This is a genomic window from Roseibium sp. QJM3NY_11 (genome assembly GCF_056173175.1).
Map to the genome: position 1 here is coordinate 1588386 of NZ_CM149660.1, position 18749 is coordinate 1607134.

The 18749-nt window shown below is 63.0% G+C and carries 19 protein-coding genes; all 19 read left to right on the top strand.

Annotated elements, in window-relative coordinates:
• Nucleotides 1–184: 184 nt before the first annotated feature.
• Nucleotides 185–1249, top strand: a complete 1065-nt coding sequence (locus tag AC0VX3_RS07225; RefSeq protein WP_475524138.1) for an ABC transporter ATP-binding protein — start codon at nt 185–187, stop codon at nt 1247–1249.
• Between the two features lie 12 nt (nt 1250–1261).
• Nucleotides 1262–2350 (top strand): ABC transporter ATP-binding protein, encoded by a 1089-nt coding sequence (locus AC0VX3_RS07230; protein ID WP_475524139.1) that lies wholly within the window; start codon nt 1262–1264, stop codon nt 2348–2350.
• Nucleotides 2350–3216, top strand: a complete 867-nt coding sequence (locus tag AC0VX3_RS07235) for a carbohydrate ABC transporter permease (protein ID WP_475524140.1) — start codon at nt 2350–2352, stop codon at nt 3214–3216. Before AC0VX3_RS07230 ends, AC0VX3_RS07235 begins: the two co-directional genes overlap by 1 nt.
• A 13-nt stretch (nt 3217–3229) precedes the next feature.
• Nucleotides 3230–4027 (top strand): carbohydrate ABC transporter permease, encoded by a 798-nt coding sequence (locus AC0VX3_RS07240; protein ID WP_342892821.1) that lies wholly within the window; start codon nt 3230–3232, stop codon nt 4025–4027.
• A complete protein-coding gene (locus tag AC0VX3_RS07245; protein WP_475524141.1) occupies nt 4027–4305 on the top strand; it encodes a DUF2160 domain-containing protein in 279 nt (92 codons plus the stop codon). The genes AC0VX3_RS07240 and AC0VX3_RS07245 overlap by 1 nt, the downstream gene beginning before the upstream one ends.
• A 169-nt stretch (nt 4306–4474) precedes the next feature.
• Nucleotides 4475–4870 (top strand): BlaI/MecI/CopY family transcriptional regulator, encoded by a 396-nt coding sequence (locus AC0VX3_RS07250; RefSeq protein WP_342892819.1) that lies wholly within the window; start codon nt 4475–4477, stop codon nt 4868–4870.
• Nucleotides 4857–6014, top strand: coding sequence for a M56 family metallopeptidase (locus AC0VX3_RS07255; protein WP_475524142.1), 1158 nt, complete (start codon nt 4857–4859; stop codon nt 6012–6014). Before AC0VX3_RS07250 ends, AC0VX3_RS07255 begins: the two co-directional genes overlap by 14 nt.
• 516 nt (nt 6015–6530) lie before the next feature.
• On the top strand, nt 6531–8858 hold the full coding sequence (gene hypF / locus AC0VX3_RS07260) for a carbamoyltransferase HypF (protein WP_475524143.1): 2328 nt from the start codon (nt 6531–6533) through the stop codon (nt 8856–8858).
• Between the two features lie 273 nt (nt 8859–9131).
• Complete coding sequence (locus tag AC0VX3_RS07265) at nt 9132–9419, top strand: GIY-YIG nuclease family protein (RefSeq protein ID WP_475524144.1); 288 nt, start codon at nt 9132–9134, stop codon at nt 9417–9419.
• A gap of 535 nt (nt 9420–9954) precedes the next feature.
• Nucleotides 9955–11835: an NAD(P)H-dependent oxidoreductase subunit E gene (locus AC0VX3_RS07270; protein ID WP_475524145.1), complete on the top strand. Its 1881-nt coding sequence runs from the start codon at nt 9955–9957 to the stop codon at nt 11833–11835.
• Complete coding sequence (locus tag AC0VX3_RS07275) at nt 11832–12560, top strand: 2Fe-2S iron-sulfur cluster-binding protein (RefSeq protein WP_342892815.1); 729 nt, start codon at nt 11832–11834, stop codon at nt 12558–12560. The genes AC0VX3_RS07270 and AC0VX3_RS07275 overlap by 4 nt, the downstream gene beginning before the upstream one ends.
• Entirely contained in the window at nt 12557–13126 is a 570-nt protein-coding gene (locus AC0VX3_RS07280) for an NADH-quinone oxidoreductase subunit B family protein (RefSeq protein WP_475524146.1), read from the top strand. The genes AC0VX3_RS07275 and AC0VX3_RS07280 overlap by 4 nt, the downstream gene beginning before the upstream one ends.
• Before the next feature lie 14 nt (nt 13127–13140).
• A complete protein-coding gene (locus AC0VX3_RS07285) occupies nt 13141–14583 on the top strand; it encodes a Ni/Fe hydrogenase subunit alpha (protein ID WP_475524147.1) in 1443 nt (480 codons plus the stop codon).
• A gap of 109 nt (nt 14584–14692) precedes the next feature.
• On the top strand, nt 14693–15151 hold the full coding sequence (locus AC0VX3_RS07290; protein ID WP_475524148.1) for a hydrogenase maturation protease: 459 nt from the start codon (nt 14693–14695) through the stop codon (nt 15149–15151).
• Nucleotides 15144–15485, top strand: coding sequence for a hydrogenase maturation nickel metallochaperone HypA (hypA, locus tag AC0VX3_RS07295; RefSeq protein ID WP_475524149.1), 342 nt, complete (start codon nt 15144–15146; stop codon nt 15483–15485). The genes AC0VX3_RS07290 and hypA overlap by 8 nt, the downstream gene beginning before the upstream one ends.
• Complete coding sequence (gene hypB / locus AC0VX3_RS07300; protein ID WP_475524150.1) at nt 15485–16312, top strand: hydrogenase nickel incorporation protein HypB; 828 nt, start codon at nt 15485–15487, stop codon at nt 16310–16312. The genes hypA and hypB overlap by 1 nt, the downstream gene beginning before the upstream one ends.
• Before the next feature lie 10 nt (nt 16313–16322).
• On the top strand, nt 16323–16589 hold the full coding sequence (locus AC0VX3_RS07305) for a HypC/HybG/HupF family hydrogenase formation chaperone (RefSeq protein WP_475524151.1): 267 nt from the start codon (nt 16323–16325) through the stop codon (nt 16587–16589).
• Entirely contained in the window at nt 16586–17713 is a 1128-nt protein-coding gene (gene hypD / locus AC0VX3_RS07310) for a hydrogenase formation protein HypD (protein WP_475524152.1), read from the top strand. Before AC0VX3_RS07305 ends, hypD begins: the two co-directional genes overlap by 4 nt.
• A complete protein-coding gene (hypE, locus tag AC0VX3_RS07315; RefSeq protein WP_475524153.1) occupies nt 17710–18747 on the top strand; it encodes a hydrogenase expression/formation protein HypE in 1038 nt (345 codons plus the stop codon). The genes hypD and hypE overlap by 4 nt, the downstream gene beginning before the upstream one ends.
• The last annotated feature ends 2 nt before the right edge of the window (nt 18748–18749 follow it).

Genomic DNA, 18749 nt, shown 5'->3' on the forward strand with positions numbered 1-18749 from the left:
CCGCAAGCTGATCGATCTCAACACAGCAGAGCCTCGCAAGGTCGCATGACCCCGCGCGGCGCTGGCCCCATGACCCGCAAAACCGGACCGGGGCACGTCCCCGGTCCCTTACCGATCCGAAAGAGACAGGCCGGGACCGCACCAGGGTGCGCTCACGGCCCAGCCGGACGCGGACGAGAAACAGATGTCACTAGAACTCAAAAACGTCAGCAAACGCGTGTCCGGCATTACCCATGTCAAGGAAACGAGTCTGACGCTGGAAACCGGCCAGTTCAACGTTCTGCTCGGGGAAACCGGCTCGGGAAAGACCTCGCTGATCAAGCTGATGGCCGGTCTCGACAGCCTGGCCTCCGGGCAGATCCTCCTGAACGGCAAGGACGTGTCACGCCTGTCGGCGCAGAAACGCAACATCAGTCTGGTGCACCAGTTCTTCGTCAACTATCCGCACATGTCGGTGTTCGACAACATCGCCTCGCCGCTGAAAATCGGCGGCGTTGCCAGGTCGGAGATCGAAGGCCGCGTGGAAGAGGCTGCCGATATCCTGAAGCTGAAGCCGTTTCTGGACCGCAAGCCGCACGAATTGTCCGGCGGTCAGCAGCAGCGCACAGCGCTTGCCCGCGCCATCGTCAAGGAAAGCGATGCGGTTTTCCTGGACGAGCCGCTTGCCAATCTCGACTACAAGCTGCGCGAGGAATTGCGCGACCAGTTGCCCGAATTGTTCGCCGGCCGTGGCGCGGTTGTCGTCTACGCGACGTCGGAGCCCGAAGAGGCGCTTCTGCTGGGCGGACGCACGGCGCTGATGAACGACGGCAACGTGGTCCAGTTCGGACCGACTGCCGAGATCTACCGCAACCCGAAAGACCTTGATGCGGCCAGGGTGTTCTCCAACCCGCCGATCAACACCGCGCCGGTGACCAAGACGGGCGAGACGCTCGTTCTCAACGAGGATGTTCGCTGGACCCTGACCGGAGCCGCCGCGAACCTGCGCGACGGCGCCTATACGATTGCAATCCGGCCGCATCACGTGATGCCGGTGGAAAGCGCCCGTCACAGTGTGCGGCTCGAGGGCCATGTGCTGGTGACAGAACTCAGCGGATCGGAAAGCAGCGCCCATTTCGACATGCAGGGTCAGTCCTGGGTGTCGCTGTCACCGGGCGTGCACCCCTACCTCGTCGGCGAGACCCACAGTTTCTATCTGGATCCGAGCCACTGTTTCTTCTTTGCACCCAACGGCGAACTGGCGGCCTGAGGAGACAAAACCATGGCACAAATCAAGCTCTCCAATCTGCGTCACAGCTACCGCCCGGACCCGCGAGGCGATGACGACTATGCCCTCAAGAAGATCGATCTGACCTGGGAAGACGGCGGCGCCTACGCGCTGCTGGGGCCGTCCGGCTGCGGCAAGTCCACGCTGCTCAACATCATCTCCGGCCTGCTGGTGCCCTCCGAAGGCAGGATCCTGTTCGACGACCAGGATGTGACCGCGCTGCCGCCGGCCAGGCGCAACATCGCGCAGGTGTTCCAGTTCCCGGTCATCTACGACACCATGACGGTCTACGACAATCTGGCGTTTCCGCTGCGCAATCGCGGCCGGGACGAGGACATCGTCCGGCAGCGGGTGATGGCCATCGCCGAGATGCTGGAAGTTTCCGACATGCTGAAGACCCGGGCGGCGAACCTGTCCCCGGACAACAAGCAGAAGATCTCCATGGGGCGCGGCCTGGTGCGCGAGGACGTCAATGTGGTGATGTTCGACGAGCCGCTGACCGTGATCGATCCGCACCTGAAATGGAAACTGCGCTCCAAGCTGAAGGAGCTGCACCAGCGGGTCAAGGCGACCATGATCTACGTCACCCACGACCAGACCGAGGCGCTCACATTCGCCGATCAGGTCGTCGTGATGCAGGATGGGGAAGTGGTCCAGATCGGCACGCCGGTCGACCTGTTCGAGCGTCCCGCGCACACTTTTGTGGGCCATTTCATCGGCTCGCCGGGCATGAACGTGCTGCCATGTGACGTCAGGGGCGGGGTCGCCTTTTTCGGCGACAAGGAACTGGATCTCGAAGGCCCGCTCGCAAAGGCAGTCGAGGGCAGGGCCGAAGTCGGCATCCGGCCGGAATTCGTTTCGATCTCCGGCAACGGCCCGGGGGTCCCCGCCACCGTCAGGAAGGTGTCCGATGTCGGCCGCCACAAGGTGGTCGAGGCGATCGCATTCGATCAGCGCGTGCATGCAATCCTGGAAGGCGAGGCTCCGAACGCGGGCGATGCCGTCACGCTTGAATTCAAACGCTCCCAGACCCGGCTCTACATGGACGGCTGGCTGGCAAGCACACCGGGAGGGGGTGCCTGATGAAGAAACAAAATCAACGGGCCTGGCTGTTCGTCCTGCCGGTTCTTCTGCTGGTCGCCTTCAACGCGCTCATTCCGATGATGACCGTGGTGAACTACTCCGTCCAGGAAACCTTCGGCGACAACCTGTTCTTCTGGGAAGGCCTTGGCTGGTTTGAACAGATCCTGCGTTCCGAGCGGTTCCATGCCGCGCTCGGCCGGCAGCTCTTTTTCACGGTGATGATCCTGATCATCGAGGTTCCGCTCGGCGTCGCCATCGCGCTCGCCATGCCCCGGCAAGGGTTCTGGGTGCCGTTCTGCCTGATCACCATGGCATTGCCGATGCTGATCCCCTGGAACGTGGTCGGCGCCATGTGGAACATCTTCACCCTGCCGGATATCGGTCTGCTGGGCTATTTCATGAACCACACGCTGGGCATTTCCTACGACATGACCCAGGATCCGGTGGCGGCCTGGGTGACGATCATCGTCATGGATGTCTGGCACTGGACCTCGCTGGTGGTGCTGCTGGCCTATGCCGGCCTGGTGTCGATTCCGAACGCCTACTACCAGGCCGCGGAAATCGACGGGGCCTCCAACTGGGCCGTGTTCCGTTTCATCCAGTTGCCGAAGATGAAGACGGTGCTGACCATCGCCGTGCTGCTGCGCTTCATGGACAGCTTCAACATCTACACCGAACCGTTCGTGCTGACCGGCGGCGGGCCGGGCAATTCAACCACGCTGCTGTCGATCGATCTGGTGAAGATCGCCCTGGGTCAGTTCGACCTCGGACCGGCAGCCGCCATGTCCCTCATCTATTTCGCCATCACGCTGCTGGCCTCCTGGCTGTTCTATACGCTGATGACGATGAACGACAACAAGGCTTAGGGAGAGAACCGTCATGCGCGTCAAGAGCCTGGTGCCCGCACTTTACATCCTCTTCCTGATGCTGCCGATCTACTGGCTCGTCGCGATGAGTTTCAAGACCACCAACGAGATCCTGGCCGGGTTCACCCTGTTCCCGCAGACCTGGACGCTGGCCAACTACATCGAGATCTTCACGGACCCGACCTGGTACTGGGGCTATATCAACTCGATCTTCTACGTGACCTTGAACACGGTGATTTCGGTCCTGGTCGCGCTGCCGGCGGCCTATGCCTTCTCGCGCTATTCCTTCATAGGCGACAAGCACCTGTTCTTCTGGCTGCTGACCAACCGCATGGCCCCGGCGGCCGTGTTCGCGCTGCCGTTCTTCCAGCTCTATTCGGCGGTCGGCCTGTTCGACACCCATCTGGCCGTCGCGCTGGCGCATTGCCTGTTCAATGTGCCGCTGGCGGTGTGGATCCTGGAAGGCTTCATGAGCGGTGTGCCGAAGGAACTGGACGAGACCGCCTATGTGGACGGCTATTCCTTCCCGCGCTTCTTCACGACGATCTTCCTGCCGGCGATCAAGTCGGGCGTGGGTGTGGCCGCGTTCTTCTGCTTCATGTTCTCCTGGGTGGAACTGCTGCTCGCCAAGACACTGACGGCGGTCGCCGCCAAACCCATCGCCGCCGTGATGACCCGGACCGCGTCGTCGGCCGGCTATGAGCTGGGCCTTCTGGCGGCAGCCGGGACCTTGACCATCATTCCCGGCGCGATCGTCATCTATTTCGTCCGCAACTACATTGCCAAGGGCTTTGCCCTGGGGAGGGTGTGATGCTGAGCTGGATGGCCTGGACCTGGCCGACGGCGCTTCTGTTCGTCGGCATCTTTTCCTCGATAGGGGTTCTGATCGCTGTTGAACTCAGGTTTCCCGGTGGTCATCCCCGCCGGGGTGTCCTGGGGCTGACCACAACGCGTGGCGACCGCCTGTTCATCACTCTGCTCGGCGCGGCCTATATCTTCCTGGCGTGGCTCGGTCTGATGGGCAACCCGCTGTGGTGGCCGCTGGTCCTGAGCGTGGGCTGGGGGGCGTTCTGTTTCTGGAAGGTGTGACACCGGAGCCCGGGGGGGCGAATGCACCCGCCGGTCTTCCCATCTGCAACGACGGCGGTCATCAGGATGCGACCCCGTTCACTGACTAAAACAATAGTAATTCCCGGTACGATGGTGCAACAATGGACGGTGTAAGCCCCAACCAATCCGAAATGAGCACAGACCTGTAATGAGAAAGCGGAAGAGCAACGAGTTTTTGACCGAAGTCGAACTGGAGTTCATGACCGAACTCTGGAAACTCGGTGAAGGCTCCGTTCGGGACATACTGGCGACGCTGCCACCCGAGCGCAAACTTGCTTACACCTCTTGTGCCACCATCATGCGGATTCTGGATGAGAAGGGCTTTGTTGACAGCCGGAAAGAAGGCAAGACATTCATTTATAGCCCTCGGCTGACCCGCGATACCTACCAGTCCCGTTCTATCCGAAACCTGTCGGACAAGCTGTTTGACGGAACACCGGCGTCGCTGGTGGCCCGTCTTGTCGACGAATACGAGCTTTCGGGAGACGATCTGGAGGAAATTAGAGCGTTGCTGGACAGGAGGAGGACAGATGACGCCAGTTAGCCAGGTCTTCGATGTTTACATCGATCTGAACATCACGCTTGCCATCGCCACGCTGGTGTGGGTAAGCGCCAAGCTGATGATGGCCCGTTTCGGAAACAAGCTCGACTTCCCGGTCCAGCTTGGCCTCCTGAACGGGCTGTTTGCCATCATACTTCTGTCGCCGATCGCTGCCGCCGCCTATCAGCACATGCTGTCACAGCAGATGGTTCCGGCGATCCTGTCGGTCAATCTGGCCGACTATGCCGTGTCGCAATACCTGCGCGGCGGCATTGCCATCCCGGCAGAGGATTTTCAGGCGCTGCTCGGGTTTCGGGCGCGGCTGAGCGAAAGCGTCCTGACCCTGGCGCCGGGGGTCGGAACGGGCCTCGCTCTGGGACTGTTGGCCGGGTTCGCCTGGTTCAGCGTCAAACTGGTCACCAGCTTTGTCCGCCTCTACCGGATGCTGGCCACGTGCCATGACTGGCGGCGCAACGGACGCGTCCGGCTGCTGCTGTCGGACCACGCCCTGGTGCCGTTTTCCGCGCGCGGTCTGTTGAACCACTATGTGGTCATCCCGTCGGATCTTCTGGGAGAACCGGAGGACCTGAAGCTTGTGGTGAAACACGAGCTGCAGCACCTTCGCCAGGGGGATGTCGCCTGGGAGATCGGTCTGGAACTGCTGCGCCCGTTGTTCTTCTGGAACCCGTTCTTCTATGTCTGGAAATCCGAGGTGGAACGCCTGCGCGAACTTGCCTGCGATCAAAGGGTCGCGGAAAAGGCGCATGTGGACCTGAGGTCCTACTGCATGTGCCTGCTGCGCGCCGCCCAGGCGGGGCTGCGAAAACGCGGCCATCAGACAGGCGGGGACCGGTCGAACGGCATCGCCGCCGTTGCGCTGCTCGAAGTGCAGGACCGGCTGTTGCGCCGCTCACCGGGACAGAAACTGCGCCGGCGCGTGGAAGCTTTGCTGGAGACAAACAGGATCCGTCCGCACCGGGGCATGACGCTGCTTGCCGTTCTGCCGATGATTGCCGTCATCTTCCTGACCGCTTTGGCGATCCAGAAACCCGCGGACTGGAGCCAGGACCGGCTGATGCTTTCGGCCATCGTCAATCTGGAACGGCTGGAGACCATCAACAGCTTCGGCCAGCAACCCCTGCGGTGACACTGCTGTCATCCTGTCCGGGCGCTTCGGCGCCCGGATGGGTCTTCCGGACGTTCTGAAACCTGGCCTCCCCGGCCTTGAGCCGGGGTCTTTCCGTGTTGGTCCCGGCTCGAGGCCGGGACAGCGCGTGAACCTTCCTGCCTTGAACCTCGCCGACGCCAGCATGTAATATCAACTTCAACAAATAAGAACCCATCTGACCGTGTCTGGAGACTGTTCAGCAAGAAGCAGGTCGCAGGGTGATATGGGTTATCGTCCAAGACCTTCGACGCCGCGGAACTGTCTCCAGACACGGCCTTCGGTGGCCTGTTCCGGCCCGCCGGACGGCGTTGCACCGCTTGAACGGCCAACCAGGCCGTCCTGCGCAACGCGCCCGGCCGGCAAACAGGAACAGTGCCATCAGATGGGTTCTTGTTTGTTGAGGTTGGTATAAGGGAGCAACAATCCTTTTTGGATTGGACGTTGCCGTTCGTTTGTCATTCAATCCATGCAGATACCAGTGAACTTGAACGACGCATGACAGGGGCCGGCACGATCAGGACAGGTAAATTCATTCGCGTCAGCGGGCTTGTCCAGGGTGTCGGCTTCCGGCCGTTTGTCTGGCAGCTTGCAGCGGAACTCGATCTTTCCGGACATGTGTTCAATGACGGCGCCGGTGTCCTGATCGAGGTCCACGGGTCGCCGGAAAAACTTGCCTCTCTTCTCGACAAGCTTCGGAGCCGGAAGCCAGTCCTTGCCCGAATAGACGCGATCGATGTCGCCGACGCGGCGGATAACGTTGACCCGCAAACTTTCCGCATCCTGGAAAGTCGTGAGGGCACGATCAGGACCGGGGTCGTGCCGGATGCCGCGACGTGTCCGGAATGCCTGGCGGACATACGAAATCCCGCGGACCGGCGTTACCGCTACCCTTTCACCAATTGCACGCACTGCGGACCGCGGCTGTCGATCCTGCGGCACATTCCCTACGACCGGGCGTCAACGTCGATGGCGATGTTCGGGATGTGCGCGGCCTGCCGGGCGGAATATGACGATCCGGCGGACAGGCGTTTTCATGCCCAGCCGGTTGCCTGTCCAGTCTGCGGCCCGCGCCTGTGGTTCGAGGAGGCAGGCGGAGGGGAACTGCCCGGCGACCCGGTTCTGCATGCAGCGGAGCGGTTGAAAGCCGGTGTCATCCTCGCCGTGAAGGGGCTGGGCGGGTTTCAGATCGCGGTGCATGCAAACAATGCGGCGGCGGTCGCGGAGCTGCGCCGGCGCAAGCAGCGTCCCGGCAAGCCGCTGGCCCTGATGGCGCGGGATCTCGGCCAGATCCGCCGGTTTGCCCGCGTCATCGGCGCGGAAAGCGAGCTGCTCGCGAGTCCGGCTGCTGCCATCGTGCTGCTGGAAAAATCCGGCGAGGTGCTGGCGGACGGTGTCGCCGGTGCGTTTGACCGGCTCGGCTTCATGCTGCCCAACACGCCGCTGCATCACCTGCTGATGGCAGAGCTCGATGGACCGATCGTGCTGACGTCCGGAAATCTCTCGGATAACCCGCAGGAGACAGACAATGCGGCGGCGCGAAGAAATCTTTCCGGGATCGTCGACGGGTTCCTGATGCATGACCGCGAGGTCGTCAACCGGCTGGACGACAGCGTCGTGCGGCTGGACCGTGCCGGGCCGGCGGTGCTGCGGCGGGCACGCGGTCTTGCGCCGGCGCCGGTCCGTCTGGATGCCTCCTTCGAGACCGCTCCGAAGGTCCTTGCCATGGGCGGTGAGCTCAAATCCACATTCTGTCTTCTGGACGGTGCAAATGCCATCCTGTCCCAGCACATCGGAGACCTGCAAAACGCGCCGACCTTCGCCGACTACAAGCGTCTCATCGACTTTTATCTCGATCTGCATCAGTTCCGGCCCGAGCTGATTGCGGTCGACTGTCATCCGCAATTTTTGTCGGCGGGGCATGGCGCGCAGCTCGCCCGCCGCTATGGGGCGGCGCTGGTGCCGGTTCAGCATCATCATGCCCATATGGCGGCCTGTCTGGCAGAACAGGGTCATGGGCTTTCGGCCGCAGGCAGGTGTTTTGCCATGGTGCTCGACGGACTGGGCTGGGGCACGGATGGCACGATCTGGGGCGGCGAGGTGCTGGCAGGCGGCCTGAGCCATGCCGACCGGGTCGCGCATCTTCCGCCCGTGCCGCTGCCGGGCGGCGCGGCCGCGATCCGCGAACCCTGGCGCAATCTTGTCGCCCATCTGCACGCAGTCTTCGGGCCCGCCTATCGCGCACATCTTGACGGAACGGGGCTGGTTGCGGCTCTGGAGGAAAAGCAGGCGGCGGTCCTTGAACAAATGATCCAACGGGGTGTCAACGCCCCGATGTCCTCTTCTGCAGGACGGCTGTTCGACGCGGTTGCCGCTGCAACCGGCATCAGCTTCGACCGGCAGAGTTTCGAGGGCGAGGCGGCGATGCGACTGGAAAACCTTGCCCGCCGTCTGCCGGACGCGGGAGAGGGATACCCGCTCGCTCTCTCCAGCTCCGGTGCCACCGAAACGGGCCTCGAACCGTTCTGGCGAGCGCTGATCGCGGATCTGCGCGGCGGCCTACCGGCGGCGCAGATTTCAGCCCGGTTCCACCTCGGGCTGATCGACGCCCTGGCAAGTGCGCTTGCCGGTGCGGGGGCGGCGGCGTCGGACACTGTCGCGCTCTCCGGAGGTGTCTTCCAGAACGTCCTTTTGCGCGACGGTGTGACGGCAAGGCTGACTTCGGATGGCTTCAGGGTCCTCAATCACACCAGGATTCCCGCCAATGATGGCGGCCTGGCGCTGGGGCAGGCCGTGATTGCGGCGATGCAGCGCGCCCGAAGATGACTGCGGGAGGAAGGCACGCCGCAGTGTCATTTCACTCCGCGGTCATCCCCGACTTGATCGGGGATCCATTCCACCTCACCACTGGGTTGTGGAAGCTGGAATAGTCTGTACCGCAGAGACAGCATTCCGCCTGACCCGCTCTGGAAACGATTGGATCCCCGGTCGCGCTGCGCTTGCCGGGGATGACTGCCGGGGGAGAGGATGCAGCGGTGCCATTTCACTCCGCAGTCATCCCTGACTTGATCAGGGATCCAATCCACGTCACAAAACGGTATGGCGTTTTTCGTCTACATTCTTGCCAGCCGTCGCCGAGGGACACTTTATACCGGTGTAACCAACGATCTGGTTCGACGGGTCTTTCAACACAAGGAAAAGACCGGGAGCCGGTTCACCCGGCGTTACGATGTCACCTTGCTGGTTTACTATGAAACCTTCGACACACCCGACGCGGCAATCGCCCGCGAGAAGCGGTTGAAGCGCTGGTCACGTGAGTGGAAGGTACAGGCGATCGAGGCGTTCAATCCTGATTGGAGGGACCTGTATCAGGATCTGAACCGATAACAGTCGGGTCACGGATGGTTGGATCGGCTTTCCGGTTGCGCTGCGTTTGCCGAAGATGACTGCGGGAGGAAGGCACGCCGCAGTGTCATTTCACTCCGCGGTCATCCCCGACTTGATCGGGCATCCATTCCACCTCACCACTGGGTTGTGGAAGCTGGAATAGTCTGTACCGCAGAGACAGCACTCCGCCCGACCCGCTCTGGAAACGATTGGATCCCCGGTCGCGCTGCGCTTGCCGGGGATGACTGCCGAGGGAGAGGATGCAGCGGTGCCAGTTCACTCCGCAGTCATCCCTGACTTGATCAGGGAAGGGGGAGGGCGTGCCGAAGCTTTCAGTTCCTGGCGTCTGCGTTGATTTCAGGCATGTTGACATGGCTCAAGGACGGCATGCCGCAACTCTGGGAGCCTGCGGGGCATCGGGCTTTTTCACAGGTGTGTCCTGAACCGGCTGCATGATGGAAAGCCACCAGGGTCGATGGTCAAATCGATTTGGGAACCGGAGCGATGCGGTCCCGCAGGCTGAGAGGGAGAGGCAATGGAGGACGGCTGCAGGGAGACCAGCGGTGTGAGCACGACGGCCTGTCCGGTCGCGGCGCCTCCGGCCGAGGAGATCGCGGCAATCTGTGCTGCCTTCGGCAATGACAGGCACCGGATGCTCGATATTCTCCGGGAGGTTCAGGATCGCTACCGCTGCATCGCGCCGTCGATCATGGACATGGTTGCCGAGGAAACCGGCCTGACCCGCATCGAGGTGGAAGGTGTCGCGAGCTTCTATTCGTTCCTGTCGCTGACGCCGAAAGGCCGGGTCATCATCCGCCTGTGCGACGACATCGTCGACCGGTTTGCCGGGGTGGACCAGGTCGCGGCGGTCTTCGAAGAGGTGCTGGGCATCCGGATCGGCGAGACCTCCGCCGACGGTGCCTTCTCGCTGGAATACACGCCTTGCATCGGCATGTGCGACCAGGCCCCCGCCGCGATGGTGAACGACGTGGTCCTGACACGGTTGACCCCGGAAACGGCCCGGTCTGCGGCCGAGGCCCTCAAGGCCGGAACCGGGCCGGAGCAGCTTGTCAGCGCGCGGTTCGACACCCTGACGCCGCATGAGCAGGCAAGCCGCATGGTCGACAATAACATCCGGCACGCCGGCGAGGTGCTGCTCGGACCTGTGCCGGCAGAGGCGGGACTGGAAAAGGCGGTGCGGATGACGCCCGCCCTGATCGTCTCGGCCATCGAGGACAGCGGGTTGCGCGGCTGCGGCGGCGCCGGTTTCACCACCGGCCGCAAATGGCGGTTCGCAGCAGCCGAGCGCGCGGAAAAACGGTTCGTGATCTGCAATGCGGATGAAGGCGAGCCAGGAACGTTCAAGGACCGTGTGCTCCTGACGGAACGGCCTAACCTCCTGATCGAGGGCATGACCATCGCCGCCAGGGCGGTCGGGGCAAGCGACGGCATCCTTTATCTGCGCGGCGAATATGTCTATCTGCGGGACCTGCTGGAGCAGGTGCTCGAGGAGCGCCGGCGGCGCGGCCTGCTCGGCAAGGGCATTCTAGGTGTCAAGGGGTTTGATTTCGACATTCGCCTGCAACTCGGTGCCGGGGCCTATATCTGCGGCGAGGAAGGCGCGCTCATCAGTTCCTGCGAAGGCCTGCCGGGCGAACCCAAGACGCGCCCGCCGTTTCCGGTCAACCGGGGTTATCTCGGTCACCCGACGGTGGTCAACAACGTGGAAACCTTCTGCCACGCCGCGCGCATTGTCGACAAGGGCGCGGCGTGGTTCCATGCCATGGGTACGGAGGGGTCTCACGGCACCAAGCTGTTTTCCATTTGCGGCGACTGCCTCAACCCCGGCATCTACGAGCTTGCCTACGGGCACAGTGTGCGGGAGGTCCTCGACATGGCCGGGGGCGGTGATGCGGCAGCCGTGCAGGTCGGCGGCCCGAGCGGGGCGATGATCGCAAGAGACAGTTTCGACCGCAGGCTCACCTTCGACGATCTGGCCACAGGCGGCGCGATCATCGTCTTCAACGGCCAGCGCAACATCCTGGAAATCGTCGAATACTACATGTCCTTCTTTGTGCATGAGAGCTGCGGCTACTGCACGCCGTGCCGTGTCGGCAACGTCTTCCTGCAGAAGGCGATCGCGAAGTTCCGCAAGGGACTCGCCAATCCGGAAGACATCGACTACCTGAAGGACCTTTCCGGCACGATCATCGAGACCAGCCGCTGCGGCCTGGGCATGACGTCGCCCAATCCGATCCTGTCGACCCTGCAGAACTTTCCGCTGGTCTATTCGGCCATGACCAAGCCGAACAAGGACGGCATCCGGGACAGTTTCGACATCCAGTCGGCCATTGACGGCGCGCGCAAGATCGCCAAGCGCCGGTCCTATATTTTCGACAGGGATTTTACCCAATGAGCGGCACGCGCAAAGAGACCGGCTTCTCCTTCACCATCGACGGGGTCGAGGTCACCGCCTATGCGGGTGAAACGATCATGGAAGCCGCCGACGAGGCCGGGGTCTATATTCCGCGTCTGTGCGACCACGAGGGATTGCGCCATCAGGGGAGCTGCCGGGTCTGCACCGTGAAGGCGGGCGGGCGCAGCGTTGCCGCTTGCACCCAGCCGGCGGCACCGGGCCAGGCGGTTGAGAACGAGACCCCCGGTCTCACCAAGATGCGCCGGGACCTGGTCGAAATGCTGTTCCACGAGGGCAATCACCTGTGCCCGATCTGCGAGGCGAGCGGCAATTGCGAATTGCAGGCCATGGCCTACCGCCTCGACATGACCGAGACCACACGGTTTCCCTATCTGGAACCGTGCCGGCCGCTGGATGCCTCGCATCCGGACATCGCGCTGGACACCAACCGCTGCATCAGTTGCGGGCGCTGCATCCGCGCCTCCCAGGATGTCGATGGCAAGGGCATCTTCGGCTATGTCGGACGCGGCATTCACCGGCGCGTCGCGGTCAATGGAGAGAATCTCGCCGACACGGATGCGGAGGTTACGGATCACGCGATTTCATCGGAGGTCTGTCCGGTCGGCTGCATCATCCGCAAGCGGGTCGGCTTCGTTACTCCGATCGGCGAGCGGGAGTTCGACAAGGGTCTGATCGGTCACGAGATCGAGGAGAAGCGCAAATGAGCACGCTTCCCAAGGCCCGTATCGCAACCGCGTCCCTGGCCGGTTGCTTCGGTTGTCACATGGCGATCCTCGACATCGACGAGCGGCTGATCGACCTGATGCAGCTCGTGGATGTCGACCGGTCGCCGCTGACCGACAAGAAGCGCTTCACCACGCGCTGCGATATCGGCCTCATCGAGGGTGGCTGCTGCAACGAGGAGAACGTGCATGTGCTGCAGGACTTCCGGCGCAATTGCGACGTGCTGATCGCTTTGGGCCAATGCGCCATCATGGGCGGCCTGCCGGCGATGCGCAACGCGATCATGCATTCGGACGCGCCGCTCAGGGAGTGCCTGGATGAAGCCTATATCACCGGCAAATACATCCGCAACACGACCCACAACGTGCCCAATGACCCGGCCCTGCCATTGTTGCTGGACGAGGTCTATCCGTGTTCGGACGTGGTCAGGATCGACTACCAGATCCCGGGCTGCGCGCCGGGCGGCGACATCATTTTCGATACGCTCTCCAAGCTGCTGACCGGGAAGTTCCGGGGCTTCGAGCGCGAAATGATCAAATTCGACTGAGGCGCGAGGCTGACATGAGCGAACCCAGACTGATCGAGATCTCGCCTGTTACCCGTGTGGAGGGCCATGGCAAGGTGACCATTCACCTCGACGAGAACAACGAGGTCGACGAGGCACGGCTGCATATCGTCGAGTTCCGCGGCTTCGAGCGGTTCATCCGGGGCCGGCTCATGTGGGAAGTGCCGGTGATCGTGCAGCGGCTGTGCGGCATCTGCCCGGTCAGCCATCATCTGGCAGCGGCCAAGGCGATGGACATGATCGCCGGGGTCGACCAGCTCACGCCGACGGCGGAAAAGATGCGCCGGCTGATGCATTACGGCCAGGTGATGCAGTCCCATGTGCTGCATTTTTTCCATCTGGCGGCGCCGGACCTGTTGTTCGGCTTCGGTGCGCCGGCGGAAAAGCGCAACATCTTCGAAGTGATCAAGGAAAAGCCGGAACTCGGGAAACGCGCGATCCTGATGCGCAAATTCGGTCAGGAAATCATCGAGGCGACAGCGGGCAAGAAGGTCCATGGCACCGGCGCCATTCCAGGCGGCATCAATCGCAACCTGCCCGTGGAGCGCCGTGATCACTTCCTCGCCTCGATAGATGAAATGACCGGGTGGGCGCAGGATGCGGTCAAGCTCGCGCGCGACTACACGCTGGAGCATGAGGACCTGGTCGCCGAATTCGGTTCCTTTCCGTCCAGCTACATGTCGATCGTGCGCGAGAGCGACGGCGCGCTGGACCTTTATCACGGCACGCTGCGGGCACTCACGTCCACCGGCGAGGTCCTGTTCGATCAAGTGCCCTACACGAAATATCACGAGCTGATCGTCGAGGACGTGCGCTCCTGGTCCTACATGAAGTTCCCGTTCATCCGCGAGCTTGGGCCGGAAAACGGCTGGTACCGGGTCGGGCCGCTGGCGCGCATGAACACGGCGAGTTTCATCGACACGCCGCTGGCCGATGCCGCGCTCAAGGAGCTGAAGGCGGTCACCTGCGGCACGCCGAACAATTCGACCCTGGCCAATCACTGGGCCCGCATGATCGAGGTGCTGCATTGTGTGGAGAAGATGCGCGAGCTTCTGCATGATCCCGATCTTCAGGGCACCGACCTGATCGCCACGGGCGAGCGGCGCGAGGAGGGCATCGGCGTGATCGAGGCACCGCGCGGCAACCTCATTCACCACTACAAGGTCGATGAGCACGATCAGGTGACCTACTGCAACCTGATCGTCTCGACCACCCACAACAACGAGGGCATGAACCGGGCCGTGAAGGATGTCGCGGTCAAACATCTGAGCGGCAGGGAGCAGATCACCGAAGGCATGCTCAACCATGTCGAGGTGGCGATCCGTGCCTACGACCCGTGCCTGTCCTGCGCCACCCATGCGCTGGGCCAGATGCCGCTTCAGGTGGAGCTGTTCGACGCCGGCGGAGCGCTGGTCGACAGCCGGACGCAATGCGTGTGAGGGCGACCACGACCCTCAGCCGCCCCGACCCCGGAGCCCCGGTCCGGGCGAAGGTCCCGGCTCAGGGCCGGGACGGCGCTGTGGTCGAAGATTGTGCGAGGCCCGAACCATGCTTTTGATCGGTTACGGCAATCCTGGGCGCGGGGATGACGGGCTTGGCCCGGCGTTTTCGGACGGCATGGCCGCGCGCGGTCTGGCGGGGGTTGAGATCGACACCGACTACCAGCTCGTCGCCGAACATGCGCTGGCCATTTCGACCCATGATCTCGTCGTGTTCGCGGATGCGGAAATCGGCGGGGCCGGCGGCTATTCCTTTCGCGAGATTTCACCGGGCGCGCCAGAAGTGCTCGGCAGTCACTCTCTGGTGCCGGAAACGGTGCTGGCGCTGTGCGAGACACTCTACGGGGCACGCCCGCGCGCCTTCGTGCTCGGGATTTCCGGCTATGACTATGGTGAGGTGAAAGAAGGGCTCTCGGAAAGGGCGGCGGCAAATCTCGCCGAGGCGGAAGCGTTTTTTCTGGCGTGGCTGGACGCGAATGTTCGCGGAAAGGACGCCGCTCATGCATGAAATGTCGCTGTGCGAGAGCATTCTCGATATCCTCAAGGACCAGGCCGCCAGGGACAGCTTCACAAGGGTGAAACGGGTGTCCGTCGATATCGGTCCCTTGTCCTGCGTGGAACCGGAAGCTCTGCGGTTCGGCTTCGACGTGGTCATGAAGGGCTCGCTCGCCGAGGGAGCCGCGCTAGAAATCTCACGGTCGCCGGCAGAGGCTCTCTGCCTGTCCTGTTTCAGGACGGTGCCGGTGAAAGAGCGGTTCGATACCTGCCCGGAATGCGGCTCCGAAGCACTGCAGGTTGTCAGCGGCGAAGAGCTGAAGATCCGCGAACTGGAGGTGGTGTGATGTGTACTCTATGCGGCTGCGGCGAAAGCCATGACCACAAGCATGACCTGGGTCACGGTCATGGTCACGACCACGACCACGGAGAAGGCCACGTCCACTTCGGTGACGGTGCGGCGGGTGTCTCGGTCGCGGGCATGAGCCAGTCGCGGTTGATCCGGCTGGAAGCCGATATTCTGGACAAGAACAGGTTTTACGCCGACCGGAACCGGGCGTTGCTCGCCGGTAAAGGCGTTCTGGCGCTGAACCTTGTGTCCAGTCCGGGCTCCGGCAAGACGATGCTGCTGGTGGAGACGCTGAAACAGCTTGCGGGCAGGATCCCCGCCGCCGTGATCGAGGGCGATCAGCAGACTTCGAACGATGCCGACCGCATTCGGGAAACCGGTGCCCCCGCCCTCCAGATCAACACCGGCAAGGGCTGTCATCTCGATGCGCATATGGTCGGCCATGCGCTGGAAAAGCTGCCGCTTGAAAGGGAAAGCGTTCTGTTCATCGAGAATGTCGGCAACCTTGTCTGCCCGGCCGGCTTCGATCTCGGTGAAGCCTGCAAGGTGGTGATCCTGTCGGTGACGGAAGGCGAGGACAAGCCGCTGAAATATCCGGATATCTTCGCCAGGGCCGATCTGATGATCCTCACCAAGACCGACCTGCTGCCGCATGTCGATTTCAGTGTCGCCGCGGCGGTCGCGAACGCGCGGCGCAGCAACCGCAAGATCCAGGTGCTGCAATTGTCAGCGCGCACCGGCGAAGGTATGGACGGCTGGCTGGCCTGGCTGGACGCGGCCCGGACCATGCCGGCCGGCGGGCCGCAAGAAATTGCCGCCGAATAGGAGTTTCGACATGTGCCTTGCCATCCCCGCCCGGGTCGTTTCCATCGACAGCGACGACATGGCGACCGTTGCCCTGGAAGGTATCCGGAAGCCGGTCTCGACGGCCCTGCTCGATGACGTGACAGTCGGCGATTACGTCCTCGTCCACGTCGGCTACGCGTTGCACAAGCTCAGCGTGGAGGAGGCTGAACGCACGCTTCAACTGATGGCCGAGGCGGGAGTTCTGGCCGAGGAGCTGGAAGAGATGACCGGTGAGACCGCGGAGGCGGGAACATGAAATACATCCGGGAATTCCGCGACGGCCAACTGGCGCAAAAACTGGCCGGGGCCATCGCCCGCGAGGCCGATCCGGGCCGGCACTACCACCTGATGGAATTCTGCGGCGGCCACACCCATGCGATTTTCCGCTATGGCGTTCAGGACCTGGTGCCGGCGAATGTCACTTATGTGCACGGGCCGGGCTGTCCGGTCTGCGTGCTGCCGGTGCGGCGGCTCGACGATGCGATCGAGCTGGCGCTGAAGGACAACGTGATCCTGACCACCTATGGCGACATGATGCGGGTGCCGGGCACAAAGCAGAAGAGCCTGATCAAGGCGAAGGCCAATGGGGCGGATGTCCGCATGGTCTATTCGACCCAGGACGCGCTGAGGATTGCCCGGAACAATCCGCATCGTCAGGTCGTGTTCTTCGCCATTGGTTTTGAAACGACGACGCCGCCGACGGCGGTTGCCATCCTGCAGGCCGAGGCCGAGGGGCTGACCAACTTTTCCGTCTTCTGCAATCACGTGCTGACGCCGCCGGCCATCGCGCATATCGTCGAGGCGCCCTCGGAGCCGGGAGAGATCCCGGTTCGGATCGACGGCTTTCTGGGACCGTCCCATGTCAGTTCCGTGATCGGCTGGGCGCCCTATCTACCGGCGGCGCGCGACTTCGGGAAACCCGTGGTCATTGCCGGGTTCGAACCGCTCGACGTTCTGCAGTCGACCCTGATGCTGATCCGCCAGATCAATGAGGGCCGGCACGAGGTGGAAAACCAGTACACCCGTGTGGTCACCCAGGAGGGCAACCGCAAGGCCCAGGCCCTGGTCGACCAGGTTCTGGAACTGCGCCGGACCTTCGAATGGCGCGGGCTTGGCTACGTGCCAGACAGCGCCCTGCGGATCCGCGCGCGCTTTGCCGGCTTTGATGCGGAAAAACGCTTCGCCGTCAGCCCGAAGGAGTCGCGGGAGGTCAAGTCCTGCGACTGCCCGGCTGTGCTGCGCGGAGTGAAGAAACCGACCGAGTGCAAGCTGTTCGGCACGACCTGCACGCCGGACACTCCGGTGGGGGCCTGCATGGTGTCGTCGGAAGGCGCCTGCGCGGCCTACTGGACCTACGGGCGCAAGCGGGCGGTCGCATGAACAGCGTGGATGCACCGCTGGCATACCGCACCGGGTCTGTCGACATGACTCATGGCGGCGGCGGCCGGGCCATGACGACCTTGATCGCGGACCTTTTTCACCGGCATCTGACAAATCCGATCCTGGACCAGGGGCACGACGCGGCGGTGTTCGACGCGCCGCCGGGACGGCTGGTGATGTCCACCGACGCTCATGTGATCTCGCCGCTGTTCTTTCCCGGCGGTGACATCGGCTCCCTGTCGGTCCATGGCACCTTGAACGACATCGCCATGGCCGGCGCGCGGCCGTTGTCGCTGACCGCGAGCTTCATTCTGGAAGAGGGCTACCCGCTCGCCGACCTGGAACGGATCGTGATCTCGATGGCCCGGGCCGCGCGTGAGGCAGACGTTCCGGTTGTCTCCGGGGACACCAAGGTGGTTGAAAAAGGCAAGGGCGACGGGGTTTTCATCACCACGGCCGGGATCGGCGTGCTGCCGGAAGGTGTCCTGATTTCCCCGGCAGCGGCCCGGCCCGGCCAGGCGGTGCTGGTGTCCGGCTCCATCGGCGATCATGGTGTCGCCATCCTGTCAAAACGGGAAAACCTGGATTTCGAGACCGAGATCCGGTCCGACAGCGCGGCGCTCCACGGACTGGTTGCGGAGATGATCGCCGCCGTGCCGGGTATTGCCGTCCTGCGCGACCCGACCCGGGGCGGGCTGGCCACTGCACTCAACGAGATCGCCCATGCCTCCGGCGTCGGCATCGTTCTTCAGGAAGAGGCCATCCCGGTTGGTCCGGATGTGGAGGGCGCCTGCGAGCTCCTCGGGCTCGACCCGCTCTATGTCGCAAACGAAGGCAAGCTGATCTGCATCTGCGAGGCGGCGGATGCGGACAGGCTGCTGCAGATCATGCGCGCGCATCCGCTCGGGCAAGGGGCTGCAAGGATCGGCACGGTCGTCGAGGACGCCGACCGGATGGTGATCATGCAGACGGCTTTCGGTGGCGCCCGCGTGGTCGACTGGCTGTCGGGCGAACAACTGCCGCGGATCTGCTGAGG

Bases quoted from the DNA above. Each gene is read 5' to 3' on its own strand.
- AC0VX3_RS07225 (WP_475524138.1), top strand. From the start codon at position 185: ATGTCACTAGAACTCAAAAACGTCAGCAAACGCGTGTCCGGCATTACC.
- AC0VX3_RS07230 (WP_475524139.1), top strand. From the start codon at position 1,262: ATGGCACAAATCAAGCTCTCCAATCTGCGTCACAGCTACCGCCCGGAC.
- AC0VX3_RS07235 (WP_475524140.1), top strand. From the start codon at position 2,350: ATGAAGAAACAAAATCAACGGGCCTGGCTGTTCGTCCTGCCGGTTCTT.
- AC0VX3_RS07240 (WP_342892821.1), top strand. From the start codon at position 3,230: ATGCGCGTCAAGAGCCTGGTGCCCGCACTTTACATCCTCTTCCTGATG.
- AC0VX3_RS07245 (WP_475524141.1), top strand. From the start codon at position 4,027: ATGCTGAGCTGGATGGCCTGGACCTGGCCGACGGCGCTTCTGTTCGTC.
- AC0VX3_RS07250 (WP_342892819.1), top strand. From the start codon at position 4,475: ATGAGAAAGCGGAAGAGCAACGAGTTTTTGACCGAAGTCGAACTGGAG.
- AC0VX3_RS07255 (WP_475524142.1), top strand. From the start codon at position 4,857: ATGACGCCAGTTAGCCAGGTCTTCGATGTTTACATCGATCTGAACATC.
- hypF (WP_475524143.1), top strand. From the start codon at position 6,531: ATGACAGGGGCCGGCACGATCAGGACAGGTAAATTCATTCGCGTCAGC.
- AC0VX3_RS07265 (WP_475524144.1), top strand. From the start codon at position 9,132: ATGGCGTTTTTCGTCTACATTCTTGCCAGCCGTCGCCGAGGGACACTT.
- AC0VX3_RS07270 (WP_475524145.1), top strand. From the start codon at position 9,955: ATGGAGGACGGCTGCAGGGAGACCAGCGGTGTGAGCACGACGGCCTGT.
- AC0VX3_RS07275 (WP_342892815.1), top strand. From the start codon at position 11,832: ATGAGCGGCACGCGCAAAGAGACCGGCTTCTCCTTCACCATCGACGGG.
- AC0VX3_RS07280 (WP_475524146.1), top strand. From the start codon at position 12,557: ATGAGCACGCTTCCCAAGGCCCGTATCGCAACCGCGTCCCTGGCCGGT.
- AC0VX3_RS07285 (WP_475524147.1), top strand. From the start codon at position 13,141: ATGAGCGAACCCAGACTGATCGAGATCTCGCCTGTTACCCGTGTGGAG.
- AC0VX3_RS07290 (WP_475524148.1), top strand. From the start codon at position 14,693: ATGCTTTTGATCGGTTACGGCAATCCTGGGCGCGGGGATGACGGGCTT.
- hypA (WP_475524149.1), top strand. From the start codon at position 15,144: ATGCATGAAATGTCGCTGTGCGAGAGCATTCTCGATATCCTCAAGGAC.
- hypB (WP_475524150.1), top strand. From the start codon at position 15,485: ATGTGTACTCTATGCGGCTGCGGCGAAAGCCATGACCACAAGCATGAC.
- AC0VX3_RS07305 (WP_475524151.1), top strand. From the start codon at position 16,323: ATGTGCCTTGCCATCCCCGCCCGGGTCGTTTCCATCGACAGCGACGAC.
- hypD (WP_475524152.1), top strand. From the start codon at position 16,586: ATGAAATACATCCGGGAATTCCGCGACGGCCAACTGGCGCAAAAACTG.
- hypE (WP_475524153.1), top strand. From the start codon at position 17,710: ATGAACAGCGTGGATGCACCGCTGGCATACCGCACCGGGTCTGTCGAC.